Source organism: Streptomyces sp. NPDC059994, assembly GCF_042737755.1.
In the GTDB taxonomy this organism is placed as follows: Bacteria; Actinomycetota; Actinomycetes; order Streptomycetales; family Streptomycetaceae; genus Streptomyces.
This window is the reverse complement of the sequence record NZ_JBHWUR010000145.1, coordinates 1-16,640: the sequence shown is the minus strand read 5'-3', so window position 1 is coordinate 16,640 and position 16,640 is coordinate 1. Positions and strand designations below refer to the sequence as shown.

At 74.0% G+C, this 16,640-nt stretch carries 14 protein-coding genes and 1 pseudogene; 8 read left to right on the top strand and 7 right to left on the bottom strand.

Annotated elements, in window-relative coordinates:
• Nucleotides 1-257: 257 nt before the first annotated feature.
• Nucleotides 258-1,697 carry a protoporphyrinogen oxidase gene (gene hemG / locus ACFWA7_RS36905; protein WP_385548552.1) on the top strand — a complete coding sequence of 480 codons (1,440 nt, stop codon included), beginning with the start codon at nt 258-260 and terminating at the stop codon, nt 1,695-1,697.
• Nucleotides 1,698-1,701: 4 nt separating this feature from the next.
• On the top strand, nt 1,702-2,415 hold the full coding sequence (gene hemQ, locus ACFWA7_RS36900) for a hydrogen peroxide-dependent heme synthase (protein WP_371655273.1): 714 nt from the start codon (nt 1,702-1,704) through the stop codon (nt 2,413-2,415).
• Between the two features lie 74 nt (nt 2,416-2,489).
• Here hemQ and ACFWA7_RS36895 read toward each other — a convergent pair whose 3' ends face one another.
• The 6 genes and pseudogenes from ACFWA7_RS36895 to ACFWA7_RS36870 form a co-directional block, all read right to left on the bottom strand.
• Nucleotides 2,490-4,088 carry an alpha/beta hydrolase gene (locus tag ACFWA7_RS36895; protein WP_385827463.1) on the bottom strand — a complete coding sequence of 533 codons (1,599 nt, stop codon included), beginning with the start codon at nt 4,086-4,088 and terminating at the stop codon, nt 2,490-2,492.
• A 177-nt stretch (nt 4,089-4,265) separates the two neighbouring features.
• Nucleotides 4,266-5,015, bottom strand: coding sequence for a TIGR04222 domain-containing membrane protein (locus ACFWA7_RS36890; protein ID WP_385548544.1), 750 nt, complete (start codon nt 5,013-5,015; stop codon nt 4,266-4,268).
• A 74-nt stretch (nt 5,016-5,089) separates the two neighbouring features.
• Entirely contained in the window at nt 5,090-5,836 is a 747-nt protein-coding gene (locus tag ACFWA7_RS36885) for a DUF4142 domain-containing protein (protein WP_385548541.1), read from the bottom strand.
• 154 nt (nt 5,837-5,990) lie between these two features.
• A complete protein-coding gene (locus tag ACFWA7_RS36880; RefSeq protein WP_385827461.1) occupies nt 5,991-7,385 on the bottom strand; it encodes a DUF692 domain-containing protein in 1,395 nt (464 codons plus the stop codon).
• A 131-nt stretch (nt 7,386-7,516) separates the two neighbouring features.
• Nucleotides 7,517-8,157 (bottom strand): annotated as a pseudogene (locus ACFWA7_RS36875) (DUF4142 domain-containing protein); the annotation flags it as partial.
• Nucleotides 8,158-8,289: 132 nt separating this feature from the next.
• Entirely contained in the window at nt 8,290-9,024 is a 735-nt protein-coding gene (locus tag ACFWA7_RS36870; protein ID WP_385548536.1) for an aminoacyl-tRNA hydrolase, read from the bottom strand.
• Nucleotides 9,025-9,095: 71 nt separating this feature from the next.
• On the opposite strand from ACFWA7_RS36870, the gene ACFWA7_RS36865 reads away from it, so the two are divergent.
• Genes ACFWA7_RS36865 through ACFWA7_RS36850 form a run of 4 tightly spaced genes read left to right on the top strand, consistent with a single transcriptional unit; the run spans nt 9,096 to nt 11,504 of the window.
• Nucleotides 9,096-9,773 (top strand): AIM24 family protein, encoded by a 678-nt coding sequence (locus ACFWA7_RS36865; protein WP_385548533.1) that lies wholly within the window; start codon nt 9,096-9,098, stop codon nt 9,771-9,773.
• Entirely contained in the window at nt 9,770-10,627 is an 858-nt protein-coding gene (locus ACFWA7_RS36860; protein WP_385827465.1) for an ATP-binding cassette domain-containing protein, read from the top strand. The genes ACFWA7_RS36865 and ACFWA7_RS36860 overlap by 4 nt, the downstream gene beginning before the upstream one ends.
• A complete protein-coding gene (locus ACFWA7_RS36855) occupies nt 10,624-11,292 on the top strand; it encodes an ABC transporter (RefSeq protein ID WP_385827459.1) in 669 nt (222 codons plus the stop codon). The genes ACFWA7_RS36860 and ACFWA7_RS36855 overlap by 4 nt, the downstream gene beginning before the upstream one ends.
• Nucleotides 11,293-11,306: 14 nt before the next feature.
• Complete coding sequence (locus tag ACFWA7_RS36850; RefSeq protein ID WP_385827457.1) at nt 11,307-11,504, top strand: hypothetical protein; 198 nt, start codon at nt 11,307-11,309, stop codon at nt 11,502-11,504.
• Nucleotides 11,505-11,528: 24 nt separating this feature from the next.
• Here the strand turns inward: ACFWA7_RS36850 and ACFWA7_RS36845 are convergent, their stop codons facing one another.
• Nucleotides 11,529-12,416: a polysaccharide deacetylase family protein gene (locus ACFWA7_RS36845; protein ID WP_385827454.1), complete on the bottom strand. Its 888-nt coding sequence runs from the start codon at nt 12,414-12,416 to the stop codon at nt 11,529-11,531.
• A gap of 844 nt (nt 12,417-13,260) precedes the next feature.
• On the opposite strand from ACFWA7_RS36845, the gene ACFWA7_RS36840 reads away from it, so the two are divergent.
• A complete protein-coding gene (locus ACFWA7_RS36840; protein ID WP_385827452.1) occupies nt 13,261-14,574 on the top strand; it encodes an MFS transporter in 1,314 nt (437 codons plus the stop codon).
• Nucleotides 14,571-16,532: a prolyl oligopeptidase family serine peptidase gene (locus tag ACFWA7_RS36835; RefSeq protein WP_385827450.1), complete on the top strand. Its 1,962-nt coding sequence runs from the start codon at nt 14,571-14,573 to the stop codon at nt 16,530-16,532. The genes ACFWA7_RS36840 and ACFWA7_RS36835 overlap by 4 nt, the downstream gene beginning before the upstream one ends.
• Nucleotides 16,533-16,640: the final 108 nt, after the last annotated feature.

Genomic DNA, 16,640 nt, shown 5'->3' with positions numbered 1-16,640 from the left:
GTTTTACGTGTTGATGGGGCCGCCCCCCACCACCCCTATCCCCATTCCGCCGGGCCCTTGCGCCCGGGGGGCCGGCCCGGGGGGGAACACCCCCCCCGCGCCGCCCCCGATGACCACCAGTCGCTCCGCCGCCATTGCGCACCCCTAGCTCGGTCCGTCCCGCTCTTCCTTCGGAAGATACGTGCGGGAGCGCCCGGGAATTCCCCGGGCGCTCCACTCGCCGCAGGGCTGTCGGTGGCGTCTGAGAGAGTGGACGCATGGACAACTCGGCCGTCAGCGCACCGCACATCGTCGTCGTCGGAGGCGGCATCGCCGGACTCGCCGCCGCGCACCGCCTGCTGGAGTCGGGCGCGCGCGTGACCGTCCTGGAGGCCACCGACCGCCTCGGCGGCAAGCTGTACGCGGGCGAGATCGAGGGCGCGCGCGTGGACCTCGGCGCCGAGTCGATGCTGGCGCGCCGGCCCGAGGGCATCGGCCTCGCGCGCGAGGTGGGCCTCGGTGACCAGTTGCGGCCGCCCGCGGCGACAGCGGCGATCTGGACGCGGGGCGCGCTGCGGCCGATGCCCAAGGGGCATCTGATGGGCGTCCCGGCCGACCCGGCCTCGCTCACCGGGATCGTCTCCGCCGAGGGCCTGGCGCGCATCGCCCAGGACCGCGAACTGCCGCCGACCGAGGTCGGGGACGACATCGGCGTCGGGGAGTTCGTCGCGAGCCGCGTCGGCCGCGAGGTCGTCGACCGGCTCGTGGAACCGCTCCTGGGCGGGGTGTACGCGGGCGACGCCTACCGGATCTCGATGCGCGCCGCCGTGCCCCAGCTGTTCGCCGCCGCGCGCGAGAACACCTCGCTGCTCGACGGCGTCGCCCGGATCCAGGAGAAGGCCGCCGCCCGGCCGCAGAACGACGGCCCGGTCTTCATGGGCCTCGACGGCGGCATGGGCACCCTGCCGGTCGCGGTCGCGGACGCGGTGCGGGCCAAGGGCGGCTCCATCCGTACGGAGGCGCCGGTGCTCGCCCTGACCCGCACCGCCACCGGCTGGCTGGTCCGCACGGACTCCCCGGAGGCGCCCCTGACCGAGGCGGACGGTGTGATCCTGGCGTCGCCCGCCTGGTCCGCGTCCGCGCTGCTCGCCGCCGAGTCCCCGGCCGCCGCGGCCGAGTTGGCCACCGTGGAGTACGCCTCGATGGCCCTGGTCACCATGGCCTTCCGGCGCGCGGACCTGGAGCGTCTTGAGCGCCGCTCGGGCTTCCTGGTCCCGTCCCTGGACGGCCGCACGATCAAGGCGTCCACCTTCTCCTCGTACAAGTGGCAGTGGGTCACCGACCGCGCCCCGGACCTCTTCGTGCTCCGCACCTCGATCGGGCGGTACGGCGAGGAGGAGCACCTGGACCGCGACGACGCCGACCTGGTGGACATGTCGCTGGGTGACCTCGGGGAGGCGGTGGGCCTCGCCGCCAAGCCGGTCGCGAGCGAGGTGACGCGCTGGATCGGGGGCCTGCCGCAGTACCCGGTGGGCCATCTCGCGCGCGTGGCCCGCGTCCGCGCCGCCGTCGCGAAGCTGCCCGCGCTGCGGGTCTGCGGGGCCGCGTACGACGGGGTGGGCATCCCGGCGTGCATCGCCGGCGCCCGGATCGCCGCGGACGAGATCATCGCCACGTCGACCCTGGCGCAGAACACTCAGCGTGACGCGGGACAATAGCCTCATGAGTGCACCGGAAAAGATCCCGAACGCAGGGAAGAAGGCGAAGGACCTCAACGAGGTCATCCGCTACACGCTGTGGTCCGTCTTCAAGCTGCGCGACGTGCTGCCCGAGGACCGCGCCGGGTTCGCGGACGAGGTCCAGGAGCTGTTCGACCAGCTCGCCGCCAAGGACATCACCGTCCGCGGCACCTACGACCTGTCCGGGCTGCGGGCCGACGCCGACCTCATGATCTGGTGGCACGCCGAGACGGCCGACGAGCTCCAGAGCGCGTACAACCTCTTCCGCCGCACCAAGCTTGGCCGCGCCCTGGAGCCGGTCTGGTCGAACATGGCGCTGCACCGCCCCGCCGAGTTCAACAAGTCGCACATCCCGGCCTTCCTCGCCGACGAGACCCCGCGCGACTACGTGTCGGTGTACCCCTTCGTGCGCTCGTACGACTGGTACCTGCTGCCCGACGAGGACCGCCGCCGGATGCTCGCCGACCACGGCAAGATGGCCCGCGGCTACCCGGACGTGCGCGCCAACACGGTCGCCTCGTTCTCGCTCGGCGACTACGAGTGGCTGCTCGCCTTCGAGGCCGACGAGCTCTACCGCATCGTCGACCTCATGCGTCATCTGCGCGCCTCCGAGGCCCGGATGCACGTCCGCGAAGAGGTCCCGTTCTACACGGGCCGCCGCAAGTCGGTCGCGGATCTGGTGGCGGGCCTGGCCTGACGGCCGCCCCCACCGCGTATGCCCGGTGACCGGGCCCGCCGAGGCGGGCCCGGATCCACCCCTGACCCGGAAGATCAGAGAGCGGACGGCCGCTGCCCAGCCCTGGGTGCCGACCGCTCGTCCAGCGACACCGGGTTCGGCTCCGGGTGCGGCGCGCACGCAGCGCGCCGCACCGGCGTCCGTCCGTTCAGCAGGTAGTCCAGCAGATAGCCGTTGACGCATTTGTTGGGACCGCCGCCGATGCCGTGCGTACCGGCGTCCTTCTCGGTCACCAGGACCGACCCCGGCAGTCTGCGCTGCAGCTCCAGCGCCCCCGGGTACGGCGTCGCCGCGTCCCGTTCGGCCGCCAGGATCAGCGTCGGCGGCAGCGCTCCCCGCCGCGTCCCCACGTCCAGCGGCTTCTGCCGGGGCGCGGGCCAGTAGGCGCACGGCAGGTTCATCCACGCGTTGTCCCACGTCTCGAACGGCGCGATCTCCGCGAGCGCGCTGTTGTCGCGGTCCCAGGTGGCCCAGTCCGTCGGCCAGGGCGCGTCGTTGCACTCGACCGCCGTGTACACGGCGTTCCCGTTCTCGTCGTCCCACGCCGCCTCCGGTTGCGGCGCCGCCTGTGCGATCAGCGGCTTGGGGTCGCCCTTGAGGTACGCCGAGAGCGCGGTCGCCCGCATCGCCCAGTAGTCGTCGTAGTACCCGGCCTTGAGGAACGCGCCCTGGAGCTGCGCGGGGCCGACCGTGCCGCCCGCCGGCTCCTCGGCCAGCCGGGCGCGCACCTTCTCGAAGTTCTCCAGGACCTGCTCGGCCGTGGTGCCCAGGTGGTAGACGCCGTCGTGCCGGGCGACCCAGGCGCGGAAGTCCTCCCAGCGGCTCTCGAACGCCAGCGACTGGTCGAGGTTGTTGCGGTACCAGATCTGCCGCGGGTCGGGGTCGACCGCCGAGTCGAAGACCATCCGGCGCACATGGGACGGGAAGAGCGTGGCGTACAGGGCGCCGAAGTACGTCCCGTACGAGGCGCCGATGAACGTCAGCTTCCGCTCGCCGAGCGCGGCCCGCAGCACATCGAGGTCGCGCGCGTTGTTGAGGCTCGTGTAGTGCCGCAGGGCCGCGCCCGCGTTCCGCCCGCAGCCCGCCGCGTACGCCTTGGCCTGCGCGATCCGCTCCAGCTTGTACGAGGGAGAGGGGTCGGTCGGGGACTGCGTGGGCGCCTTGGTGAAGTCCTTGGGGTCCTGGCAGGACAGCGGCGCGGAGCGGCCCACCCCGCGCGGGGCGTAGCCGACCAGGTCGTACGCCCCCGCGATCCGCTTCCACTCGGGGAGGTTCGCGACCATCGGGAAGTACATGCTGGAGGCGCCCGGGCCGCCGGGGTTGTAGACCAGGGAGCCCTGGCGCGCGGCCGGTTTGCCGGTGGCCCGTACCCGGCTGACGGTGAGGGCGATCTGACGGCCCATCGGTTTGGCGTAGTCGAGCGGGACCCGGAGCGTGCCGCACTGGATGGCGTCGGGGAGCATCTCCGCCTTGGGGCAGCGGCCGAAGGCGATCCTGGCGGCCGCCGCGTGCTGGGCGGCGACCACGGTGCCGCGTGCCGCGGCGGTGAGCGGATCCACGCCGTCGGCCGGTGCGGCGGCCAGGGTGGAAAGAACGAGGGAACCGAGCGTTCCGTACAGCGTTGCTGCTCTCATCGCACATCCCTTTGCGGGTCTATCCGGCACGAAAAGTCCGGTACAAAAGGGATGATTAGCTGCGTAATTGGCGAAGTAAAGCACCGCCGTGCGGTGCGCCGGGACCAAAGTCCGCGAGCCCCGTCGTGGGGTGGAGCCCCGGCCGACGAGCGAGGTCCCGTTACGCCCGGAGCCCCGTCAGGCCGCTCGTCCGCCGCGCAGGGCGGTCCGCAGCGCCGGGTCGTCGACCGCGCTCACGCCCCGTACCGCGACGGCGGTGAGCGGGTCGTCGGCAGGGTCGATCCGGCCGAGCAGCCGCTGGCCGTCGGGAGAGGCCCAGCGGGTGTGCGGATGGACCTCGAAGCGGGCGATGAAGAGGCAGCCGAGGGTGAGGACCATCGGCAGGGAGAACCAGGCGGCGATCTCGGCCTGGGTGGCGCGGTCCTGGCCGGGCATCAGGGACGCGATCAGGCCCAGGGTGAAGGTGAGCGCCGCCGCGCCGCGTACGGCCCGCACGGAGGCCGTGACGCCCGTCCTGGCCGCGTCCGGGACGGCGAGCCCGGCGGCCGCCAGCCGGTCGGCCAGGGCGTGCACCGCGTCGGCGGCGGCCGCGGTCGACCGTATCGCCGCTATCCGGGCCTGTCCGCCCGGGCCTATCGCGCCGATCACCGACCGCTCCAGGTCGTCGCGGCCCTCCGGGTCGACGACCGTGGCCCAGCCGGTGTGCGCGAGCAGCAGCCGGCGGGCGCGGTGCATGGTGACCAGGGTCAGGTCGGTGACCCGTAACGGGCCGCCCGAGAGGAACGCGGCCTCGTACAGCGAGAGGCCGAGTTCCGGGTCCCGGGTGACCGGTCCCTGGTCGGCCGCGGCGGACGCGGCGAGGCAGAGCCGCCCGCACGAGACGGCGGACGCGAGGCACGCGGCGACCAGGAAAAGTACCCAGAACATGGCCGAGTTGTATGTGAAACGGGCAGCTCGGCGCCATGCCTTTCCCATGATGTGGACATGGAGTTATCGGTTCGTTACGGAGTGTCGGTGGGGTCGGCCCGGCTGGCGGCGGGCGGCAGCGGGAACGACGGGGTGAGCGGTGCCGGGGACGGGGGAGTGGCGCCAGGGGTGGGCGGGGGCGGCCCGCTCGGGGACGCGGTGGTGCCCGCGACGCTGTCCCGGGTCAGTGCGTCGAAGTCGACGAGGCCGGTCGCCTCCAGCATCCGGATGTGGTCCAGGACGGTCGTGTTGGCGTCGTCGGCGAGGGCGCGCACCAGTGAGTTGCGGGTGTTGGCGCGGATCTGCGCGACGAGCGAGAACACCTTCCCGTGCGCCGAGCGCAGGATATTGGCGAAGTCCTGCTCGTAGGTGGTGCCGCTCTCCGCCGTCAAGGTCCGCAGCCACCCCTGCTGTTGGGCGTTGGGCTGGTCCGGCAGCTCCATCCCCAGCTGGGCCGCGACCTCGCGCACGCGCGCGTCGAGGAACGCGTGCCCGTCGATCAGATGGTGCCCCGCGGCCGTGACGGCCGCGCTGGGCGCCCGCTCGACGGCCTGCTGCCCGGCGGGCAGCTCCCACAGCCCCGCGAGTCTGACCCGTACGACGAAGTCCCGGTCGGCGGCCGACAGGGGCCCCCAGCGGGTGGGTACGGAACCCGCGTTGAGATTGGCGAGTCCGGTGCCCGAGCGGTCGGCGTAGGACCAGACGGGGAAGAGCAGGGCGGCGATGGTCGCGGTCAGGGCGACGACGACCAAGCCGGTACCGGAAAGAATTATCCGACGCATGAAAGCCTCCAAGTGCGGTGCGCACGGTAATGCGGAGGCGGGTGATCCGGGGAGTCTTTTGAGGAAAACAGTGATGAGATGGTGTGGGGGCCATCACGAGTTGGGCGAGTTCGCCCCAATGGTCGAAGTCGGGTGGTAGGTTGCCCGGCTTTGCCTAGGCGGCCCGGACGAGCCCCTTCAGGAACCGGGCGGCCCGACCCTGCGGCCGGGTGCCGGCCCGCTCCCTCCACCACCGGTCCAGCTGCCGGGCGACGTCGCCGTCGAGCTCCTCCTTGAGCAGCGACTCCACGAAGTCGAGGGCGTCGCGGCGGTAGCCGTCGCCCATGGGGCGGCTCCTGGCGTACGCGAGGTACGCCGGGCGGTACGCGTCCCCGAGGATCCGGGGCAGCTCCGGCGCCACCTTCGCGACGACATCGGCCCGCTTCGCCGCGAGCGCCCGCGCCTGGACACGCAGCCGGGTGGCGTCGAACCCGTACGGGACGGGGGTGCCGGCGACGAGCGCGGAGAGGAGCGAGACTTGCGCGAGCGCGAGGCGCAGCCGCGGCTTCGCCCCGGGCCCCTGTCCGTCTGCGGGCCGGTGGGAGCTGGTCGCGCGGTTCCCCGCGCCCCTCAAGGCACCTCCAGCCCCTTGGGGTGCTCCCTGGACGAAGTCCTTGGGGGAGTTTGAGGAGCGGGGTCCGGGGCGGATCCCCGAGCGGGGTGCGGGGGCCGCAGGCCCCGCGGTGGGGGGACCCCCCGCCACCACGCTGCGGATCGCCCCCAGTTCCCCCGCCAGCTCCGCCTCCGGCGGAAACGCGTCGTCGCGCTCCAGCAGGACTCCGCGCGGCGCCACCCGCGACACCAGCTCCGCCAGTACGTCGAGCACCTCCGCCCCCACCGGATGGGCGTGTGTGTCGTGCCACACGCCGTCCTTCTCGACGCCCCCGGCGACGTGCACGTACGCGATCGCCTCCACCGGCAGCTCGGAGAGGGCCTTCGCCGGGTCCTCGCCCCGGTTCACCCGGTTCGTGTGGAGGTTCGCCACGTCGATGAGGAGCCGTACGCCCGTACGCTCCACCAGCTCCGCGAGGAACTGGCCCTCCGTCATGTCCTCGTCCGGCCAGTTCACCAGCGCCGCTATGTTCTCCAGGGCGAGCGGCACCGGCAGGGAGTCCTGCGCGATGCGGACGTTCTCGCAGAGCACCTCAAGGGCGTCCCAGGTGCGCGGCACCGGCAGCAGGTGCCCCGCCTCCAGGCGCGGCGACGCGGTGAGGGCGCCCCCGGCCCGTACGAACGCGATGTGCTCGGTGACCAGCGGGGCCGACAGCGCCTCCGCCCGCGCCGCCAGATCGGCCAGGCGCCCGGCGTCGGGCCGGTCGGCGCCGCCGAGGCCCAGCGAGACGCCGTGCGGCACGACCGTGACCCCGCGCCGCCGCAGCCGTACCAGCGACTCGGGAAGGTGGCCGGGGCAGAGGTTCTCGGCCACCGCCTCCACCCAGTCGACGCCCGGCAGCCGCTCGATCGCGTCGGCGATCTCGGGCCGCCAGCCGATGCCGATGCCCAGCTCCATGGTCGCCTCCCCGGCGTGGTGGTCGTGGCACGTCGCGACGCAGGGACGTGATGCTGGAGTGGTCATGGCCCCGGCGCGCCCCGGCCAACCCGCCGCGCCCCGCCTTCAGAGCTTCATTTGAGGTTGTTGGGGGACGGCCGGGCCGGCGGCGCGGGCCCGGGCCCGGCTATTTCTGGGTCAGCGAGTCGTAGTCGACCATGCCCGTGGACTCCAGCATGTTGATGTGGTCGAGCACCGTCTGGTTGGCGTCCTGTGCCAGGTCCCGGACCAGTGAGTTGCGGGTGTTGGCGCGGACCTCGGCGACCAGGTTGAAGACCTTGCCGTGGGCGCGCCGCAGCAGGTTGGCGAACTTGAGCTCGTAGTCGCGGCCCTGCGCCGCCGTCAGCTCCTTGAGCCACCCCTGCTGCTGCTCGTTGGGCTGGTTGGGCAGCTCGACGCCCAGCTGCGCGGCGACGTCCCGGACGTGCTTGTCGAGCGCGGTGTGGCCCATCACGAGATGGTCCCCGGTCGCCTTGACCGCCGCGCTCGGCGCCCGCTCCTGCGCCTGCTGTCCGGCGGGCAGTTCCCACAGCCCGGCCAGCCGCACCTTGGTCACGAACTCGCGGTCGGTGGGCGAGAGAGGGCCCCAGCGGGTCGACACGGACGCCGCGTCGAGGTTCGACTGGTCCGTCCCGAGCCGGTCGGCGTACGACCAGACGGGGAAGGCGAGTGCCCCGATGGTGGCGGCGAGCGCCACGATGATCAGTGCCGTTCCGTTGAACCGGCCGAGCATTCCGACCCTTTCGGTCCGGTCCGTCCGTCGGATACGTCCCACAACATGCCTCCCAGGCAGGCAACTTGGCAGTACCGGGAGGTACGGACGGGACGCGTGTTGCGTTCAGCGGCGCCGCGAACCGGTCCGCGATCAGCCGAGCCGGCCCCGCAGCGCCGGGTGGTCCGCCACCACCGTGGCGGACCCCGGCGCGATCTCCGTGAAGCCCGCGTCCCGGACCACCGGCAGCCCGCTCGCCGTCAGCGCCGCCCACTCCTCGCTGGGCGCCACCCGTACCGACAGCGCGAAGTCCGTCTCCCGCCACGCCGTGCGCTCCGCCTCCGCGAGCTCCCACCACGCGAGCTGCGCCCCGTGCCCGGCCTGGGCCATCGCCTTGCCCGCCGACATGTCGAGCTCCGGGTTGAGCCACAGCACCGGCGCGAGGGTGCCGGGGCCGCCCGGCCCGGCCGGGTCGTCCAGGTCCGTGCCGGAGACCTGGAGCTTGGCCAGCTCCTTGGGCCAGCCGTCGAGGGGAACCGGCGGGAAGACCCGCACCTCCGCCGACTTCCCGGTGACCGTGATGCCCGGCAGCGCCGACGCCTTGCGCCACTCCGCGCCGCGCGCCCGCCGCACCACCTTGCGGATCCTGGCGTCCTGCCAGTCCCGCATGGTCTGCGCCCACTCGCCGTCGCCGAGCGACCGCTCGTCGCTGAGCATCACCAGGACGGCCCGGGCCGCGGTCTCCAGCGCGTCGGTGCGGGCCGGCGGCTCCGTCTTCTCGATGCGGACGACCATCGGGAGGACGTACTGAGGAGCCTCGTCGCGGACGTTCGGCTCCTGGTGGAACGGGCTCGGGGCGGGGGTCACGGGGGTCTCGTCACTGCTCACCCAACCAGTCTGCCAGCCGCCGATTCCCGGATTCTTGGCGGAATGAATCCTTCCGGGACAGGATGCCCGGCATGAAGAGCGATCTTTTCTCAGCGGGGCACCTGGCGCAGCCGGCCACCGAGGCCGGAATGACCCTGCAGAACGCCAAGTCCATCAAGTACGCGGTCAACGGCGAGATGCTCGCGCGCCAGGGCGCGATGATCGCTTACCGCGGAAACCTGCAGTTCGAGCGCCGGAGCCAGGGCATAGGCGGCATGCTCAAGCGCGCCGTCACCGGCGAGGGCCTGCCCCTGATGGCGGTCAAGGGCCAGGGCGAGGCGTGGTTCGCGCACGAGGCGCAGAACTGCTTCATCGTCGACATCGAGCAGGGCGACGTCCTGACGGTCAACGGCCGCAACGTCCTCTGCTTCGACGCGTCCCTCACGTACGAGATCAAGACCGTCAAGGGCTCCGGCATCGCCGGCGGCGGCCTCTTCAACAGCGTCTTCACCGGCTGGGGCCGGCTCGGCCTGGTCTGCGAGGGCAACCCGCTGGTGATCCCGGTCACCGCGCAGCAGCCCGTCTACGTCGACACCGACGCGGTGGTCGGCTGGACCGCGAACCTGAGTACCTCGCTGCACCGCTCGCAGTCCATCGGCTCGATGATCCGCGGCGGCTCCGGCGAGGCCGTGCAGCTGATGCTCCAGGGCGAGGGCTACGTCATCGTCCGCCCGAGCGAGGCCACCCCGAAGAAGGCCGAGCAGCACTGAGGCCCGTGCGCACCCTGCGTTCGGTGGGCCGCCGGTACGGGTTCGGCGGCCCCTGGGTGCTGCGCGGGGTCGACCTGGAGCTGCACGCGGGCACCCTCGTCCGGGTGGAGGGCACCAACGGCACCGGCAAGTCGACCCTGCTGCGCCTGCTGGCCGGGATCGACGCGCCCACCGAGGGCCGCGCCCTCGGCCGCCCGCGCACCGCGTACGTGCCCGAACGCTTCCCCGCCGCCCTGCCGTTCACGGCGGCGGGCTATCTGACCCACCTCGGGCGCATCCACGGCCTGTCCCGGCGGACCGCCGCCACGCGCGCGGGGGAGTGGCTGGAGCGGTTCGGCGCGGGCGCCCACGCCCGTACCCCGCTCGCCGAGCTCTCCAAGGGCACCAGCCAGAAGGTCGCCGCCGCCCAGGCCCTGGTCGCCGCGCCCGAACTCCTTGTGCTCGACGAGGCCTGGACCGGCCTGGACATCGCGGCCCGCGCCGAGCTGGAGGGCGCGGTCGCCGAACGCGTCGCGGACGGCGCCGCGGTGGTCTTCGTCGACCACGACCTCCGGCGGCTCGCGGACGCGGTGGACACGCGGTACGCGGTCGGGCGCGGCGGTCTGGTCCGCCGTACCGAGTGTTCCGCTACGGAAGCGGAGCACTCCGGCTCCGGGCCGTCGGGCGGCCCGCTGGTCCGCGTCGACGTCGTCGGACCGCTACCCCCGGAGGGGCTGCCCGGCGCGCCCGCGCGGACCTCGGGCCCGGACGGCGCGCACACGCTCACGGTCGCGGCCGCGCACTCCGACGCGCTGCTGCGCGCGCTGCTCAGCGCCCGGCCGCCCTGGCACATCCGAGGAGTGTCGCGCCCATGAACGCCCTCGTCCGCTACCAGACCGCGCTGCTGCTGCGCTCGCAGCGCTGGCTCGCGCCCGCGCTGCTGTACTTGGCCTTCGTCGCCGTCGGCGTCCAGCCGGGCGACCCGGTCCTCGACTCGCTGGGGTACGCGGCCGCCGGGCTGCTCCCCGTCGGCGCCTGGCTCGCCCGGGTCTGCGTCACCCAGGAACCGGCCGCCGCCCGGGAGTGCGCGGCCGCGGCGGCGGGCCCCGGCCGTGTCCATCTCGCCGCCCTCGCCACGGCGCTCGGGGCTACCGCGCTGCTGGGGGCCGCCGGGACGCTGTACGTCGCGGCGGTGGGTGATCCGGCAAGCGCCGACCACCGGGTCGCGGTGCCGCTCGGCTCCGCCACGGCGGCCGGGCTGCTGGCGAGCGCGGTCTGCGCGCTGCTCGGCGCCGCGGTGGGAGCGCTCGGCAGCCGCCCGCTGCTGCACACGCGCGGCTGGTCGCTCTGCCTCACCGCGCTCGCGGCGCTGCTCGCCCTGGTGGCCACGCCGTCGCCCGCCCGGTACGCCGTCAACGGCCTGGTCACCGGCTCGCGGACCGGCGATGTGCACCTGGCGGTGGTGCCGCTGATCGCCGCGGCGGCGCTCACCGCGGCGGCCTGGGCAGGCGCCTGCGCGCTCACTTCCCGGCGCGGGTGACTACGCTCGTGCGTATGGACCGTACGGGCAGGGACGACGAGACGTACTGCGCGCCGGCCGCCCCCGCGCGGCCCGCCCCCGCCGAGGGGCCTCCGTACGCCGAGTGCGTGCTGTGCCGCGAGCCGACCGAGTACCCGGAGTCGGTCAGGGGCATCACGCTCTGCCCGGTGTGCGAGTGGCAGGAGGCCCAGCGCACCGCCTGCTCCGGCTGACCGCGGGCCCTCGTCCCCGGGGGTTTACCTCTTGGCGGCCGAGCCGATGAGGTCGGAGACCTTCACGAAGCGGTAGCCGCGCCTGCGCAGCTCCGGCACGATCCGCTGGACCGCCCGGTCGGTGACCGGCGCCGCGCTGCGGGTGCAGTGCATGACGACCAAGGAGCCCGGCTTCACCCCGGCGAGGACCTGCTCGGCCACCGCGTCCGCGTCGTGCGCGAACGCGTCACCGCTCACCACGTCCCACTGCACCGCCGTCATCTTCAGCGGGGCCAGCGTCCGCAGCACCTCGTCGTTGTAGCAGCCGCCGGGGAAGCGGAAGTACGGCACCGCGTTGCGCACCCCGGCCTTCTTGAAGGAGGCGGTCGCCTTCTCGACGTCGATGCGCATCTCGTCCTTGCCGACGACCGGCAGCCCGTAGCAGGGGGACTTGAAGGCGTAGTGGCTGTACGAGTGGTTGGCGACCTCGAAGTCCGGGTCGGTCCCGATGGCGCGCGCCTCGGCCGGGTACTCGTCGGCCCAGCGGCCCGTCATGAAGATCGTGGCGGGCACCTTGAGCCGCCGCAGACCGGCGATGAGCGCGGGGTTGTCGAAGCGCTCGCCGCCCGCCGCGCGCGGCCCCTGGTCGGCGGTCATATCGGCGTCGAAGGTGAGCGCGACGACCTTCTGCCCGCCCTTGGGGGCGCGGCTGAAGACGGGGGTGAGACCGCCGGGGCCGGGCGCGACGGTGGGCGCCTGGCGGAGGGCCTGCGGGGTGGGGGAGGCGGGGGGCGCCGCGGGGGCGGCGGACGGCCTGCTCGCGCCCGGCGCCGCCTTCGCGCCACGGTCGGCGGGGGCGGGATCGGAGCTGCAGCCCGCGAGCGCGGCACCGAGAACGGCAATCGCCAGCAGCTTTCGTACAGAAATGGTCACGGGCGGAAACTATCCGATCATTCGCTGAGCAACGGTGTGCGCCGCCGTCGGGCCGCATATGTTTCCGGCCAATGAGTGAACCGGACGGAACCGCTCCGAGAACCCGGCGCCGGGGAGCGTGTCCGGGTGCGTCGAGTCGCCTCGACGGGGCGCCCGAGCCCGGCCGCGCGTCGGCCGTCCGCCGTGCGCGCCCTGGGTCCGGTTCGCCGCAGGGAAGGTGAATATGCCTGCGGGGCTGCACGATTCCGCGTGTTCGGACGGGGTGTTCGCCGCAGCGAAGTGAGGGCGCCGGATCCGGCCGACGACTCCGGTCGGGGGGACGTGATCATTCCCCTTTTCCCGCACCGGAGCCGGTAAGAGCCTCCACCCGTGCCGGAACCCGTACAGAGCAATCGGTTTCTTTGCCGAGCGCTTACGGAGTTCAATTCCGGCCTCGGCGGCAGGACCCTTGTCGCTCCGCCGGACCCGTGGTTAGGCTCCCGCTCGTTTCGAATCCTGCACACTTTCTTCGCAACCTGACCAACTGTGGGGTGGCTGTGCGTGAACCAGGGTTTTCGGCGTTGACGGGGCTGTTACCGCAGTTGCCGCAGTCGTCGGAGCTTGGGCCTGTCCGGCGGATCCTGTCTGTGCCGCGGGGGTCCGGCACGCCCTCCCCCAAGGCCTTAAGGGCCAGGGGGATTCCCAGCGGCGTTGTCGTCGGTTGCCATGGCTGCGCCATGTCGCCCTCCTCCGCCTCGCGGCTGGACGCACCAGACCCCCGCTCACCAGCACCGAAAAGGCGCCCCGCGCCGAAGCCGACCAGATCCGCCGGACAGGCCCTGGCTCTGTTGTCCGTGGGGCGCTGATGGGCTCCGCCACCGAGGCGCCCGGCAAGGCCGCCGTCCGTCGGCCGCTGTCCCGGGACGTCCGGCTGTTCTGGTGCGCGAGCGCCACCGACGCGCTCGGCAGCCAGGCCTCCGGCGTCGTCCTGCCGCTGCTGCTCCTCGGCCTCGGCTACTCGGCCACGACCGTCGGGCTCGTCGCGGGCGTGTCCACCGCGGCCGGGCTGCTCCTCGCCCCGCTCGCCGCCGTGCCCGCCGACCGGGGCGCACGCAAACCGGTGATGCTCTGGTCCGCCGTGGTCTCGGCGCTCGCCATGGGCGGGGTGGCCGTCGCCGCCGCCGCGGGCCGCCCGCCGCTCGCCCTGCTCCTGGGCGCGGTCCTGGTGGAACGATTCTCCACCGCGGTGTACGAGGCTGCCGCGGCCGGCACCGTGGCCCTGATCGCCCCGCCCGCCGACAGCCCCCGGGTGGTGGCCGGGCTCTCGGCCGCCGACCAGGGCGCGCTGATCCTCGGCCCGGCCCTGGGCGGCGCCCTCTACCAGGCCTCCCGCGCCCTGCCCTTCGTCGCGGACGCGGTGTCGTACACGGTCGCGGCCGTGTGCGTGGGCGCGCTGAAGTCGGACCTGCGGCCGGGGGAGGGGGCGCCCGGAGGGGCGGCGGGGGAGCCCGGGCACGTCGTCGGCCCCGGCGCCCTGAGCCCGGTGGACCCCGCCCAAAGCCCCCCGCGTCGCCCCGCCCTCCGCGTCGAGCTCGGCGCCGGGCTCGCCCTCGTCCGTACCTCGCCCTTCCTCCGGCTCGTCCTGATCTGGACGACCACCGTCAACGGCGTGATCGTCGCGCTGTACTACGGCGCCGTCTTCACCCTCCAGAAGGGCGGCCACGGGGGCGCCCCGATGGGTCTCGTACTGGCGCTCTCCGGCGCCGCCGGGCTCGTCGGGTCGCTGGCCGCGCCCCGCATCGCGGGCCGGATCAGCGCGACCCGGCTCCTGGTCACCGTCTCGTGGCTGCTGGTGCCGCTCGCCGCCGCGCTCGCGACCGCGAAGGGGCCCTGGACGTACGGCGGTCTGTTCGGGGTGTTCTGCCTGCTGATGCCGCTGGTCACCGTGGCGCTCCAGTCCCGGGCGATCCAGGAGACCCCGCCCGCCCTCCAGGCCCGTACCGCCGCCGTCCTCGCCGGCGCCGTCGGCGGCTCCGCCGCCCTCGCGCCCGTCGTCGCGGGAGTGTGCGCGTCCCGCGCGGGCACCGCCGCGCCCGCCGTCGCGAGCGCGGCGGTGCTCACACTGCTCGCCTGCTGGACGACGTACGTACGGGTCCCGCCGCGGGGGGTCGCCGTATGACCGGCCGCTACCAGGTCTACCGGGCCGCCCTGCCCGAGGTGTGCGCCGCCGACCCGGCGCGGATGGCGTTCACCGGCGACGCCGATGGCCGCTGCGAGGTGTTCACCTGGGACGCCGGGACCGGACGGACCCGGCAGATCACCGACCGCCCGCACGGCACCTTCCACCACGCCATCGACCGCGACGGCCATGTGTGGTGGTTCGACGAGGACGAACACGGCGCCGGGCACTGGCGGTTCCAGCCCTTCGACGGCGGCGCCGACCGCCCCGGCCTGACCGGGCCGGCCCCGGGCGAGCCGCGCGGCCTCGCCGTCAGCGACAACGCGACGGTGGCGATGGGCCTCGGGGACACCCGGACCACCGCCGTCCACATCGGGCCGCGCGGCGGCCCGGCCCGCGAGGTGACGCGCGTCGACGGCCACGTCACCCTCTCCGGCATCACCCCCGACGGCCGCCTCCTCGCCGTCAGCGGCGCGGCGGGTTCGGCGCGGGCCGTGACCGTCCTGTCCGACGACGGCACCACGCGCGCGGTGCTGCCCGGCGACGGCCCGCAGGGCAGACTCTGGTCCCTGGGCTTCGCCCCCACCGGCGACCACGCCGAACTGCTCCTCGTCCGCGAGGCCGACGACCACTATCTGCTGGCGAGCTGGCGCCCGGAGGGGGCGCCCGGCACCGGTCGCCCGGAAACAGAGCCCCGCACCGGGCACCCCGACACGGATCCGCACCCCGCATCCGGCATCACCACCCACACCTGGTGCGCCTTCGACACCGAGATCACCGCCCGCTGGCACCCCGACGGCCGCTCGGTCCTGGTGCGCCAGGACCGCCACGGCCGCAGCACGCTGCACCGCGTCGACCTGCGCGAACGCACGGTCGAGCCGGTGCCGGCGCCGCGCGGCACCCTCCTGGACGCCGCGCCCCGCGCCGGAACCGACGTCCACTACCTCTGGACGGACACCGCGAACCCGCCCCGGATGGGCTCCACGGCGGGGACGCCGCTGCCGCCCACGCACGGCATCCCCGCCCCGGTGCCCGGCGAGCATCGGGACCTGTGGACGCCCGGCCCCGACGGCCCGGTGCACAGCCTGCTCAGCCTGCCCGAGGGCCGCGGGGGAGCCGTCCCCGCGGTGTTCCTGGTGCACGGCGGGCCCGCCGACCACGACCGGGACGCCTACGACGGCGTGGTCCACTCACTGGTCGCCTCCGGCTTCGCCGTCGTCCGCGTCAACTACCGCGGTTCCACCGGCTACGGGCCGCGCTGGCGCCGGGCGTTCGGCCAGGGCGTCGGGCTCACCCAGGTCGACGACCTGGCCGCGGTGCGCGCGGACCTCGTCGCACGCGGAGTCGTCCGCGCCGACGCGGCCGGGCTGTGGGGCACCTCCTGGGGCGGCTACCTCGTCCTGCTCGCCCTCGGGCTGCGCCCGGGCCTGTGGCAGGCGGGCGTCGCGGTGAAGCCCGTGGCCGACTGCGCCGCCGCCCACCGCACCAGCACCCCGGCCCTGCGCGCCCTGGACGAGCGGCTGTTCGGCGGCACCCCCGACGAGGTGCCCGAGCGGTACGAGCGCAGCTCGCCCCTGCGGTACGCGGCCGCCGTGCGGGCCCCGCTCCTCGTCGTCGCCGCGACCCGGGACGCCAAATGCCCGCCCGGCCAGGTGCGCGACTACCTCGCCGCCCTGCGCCACGCGCGCGTACCGCACGAGTCGATGTGGCTGGAGACCGGCCACGACGGCTACCGGGGTGACGACCACGTGGCGGTCCTGCGCCGCGCCGTGGTCTTCCTCGACCGCGAGCTGCGCGGCCCCGGCCGCGCGGCCGCCCCCAAGACTTCCCGCTCGGACCGGAGCGGGGATTCCGGACGGGTCCGCACCAAGGCCCCCGCCGGAAAAAGCACCACCCGACACGATGAGAGGAGTTCCCATGCAGAAGGACATCATCCAGAACGACCCGCTCGCGGGTGACGAGGAGAACCGCAAGCCGAGCGTCGGCGTGACCATCAAGGTTCCGTTCCGTAACGCCGAGGACGGCGAAGAGGACTGATCCCTGCCGGCCGGCCCGGCGGTTTCGAC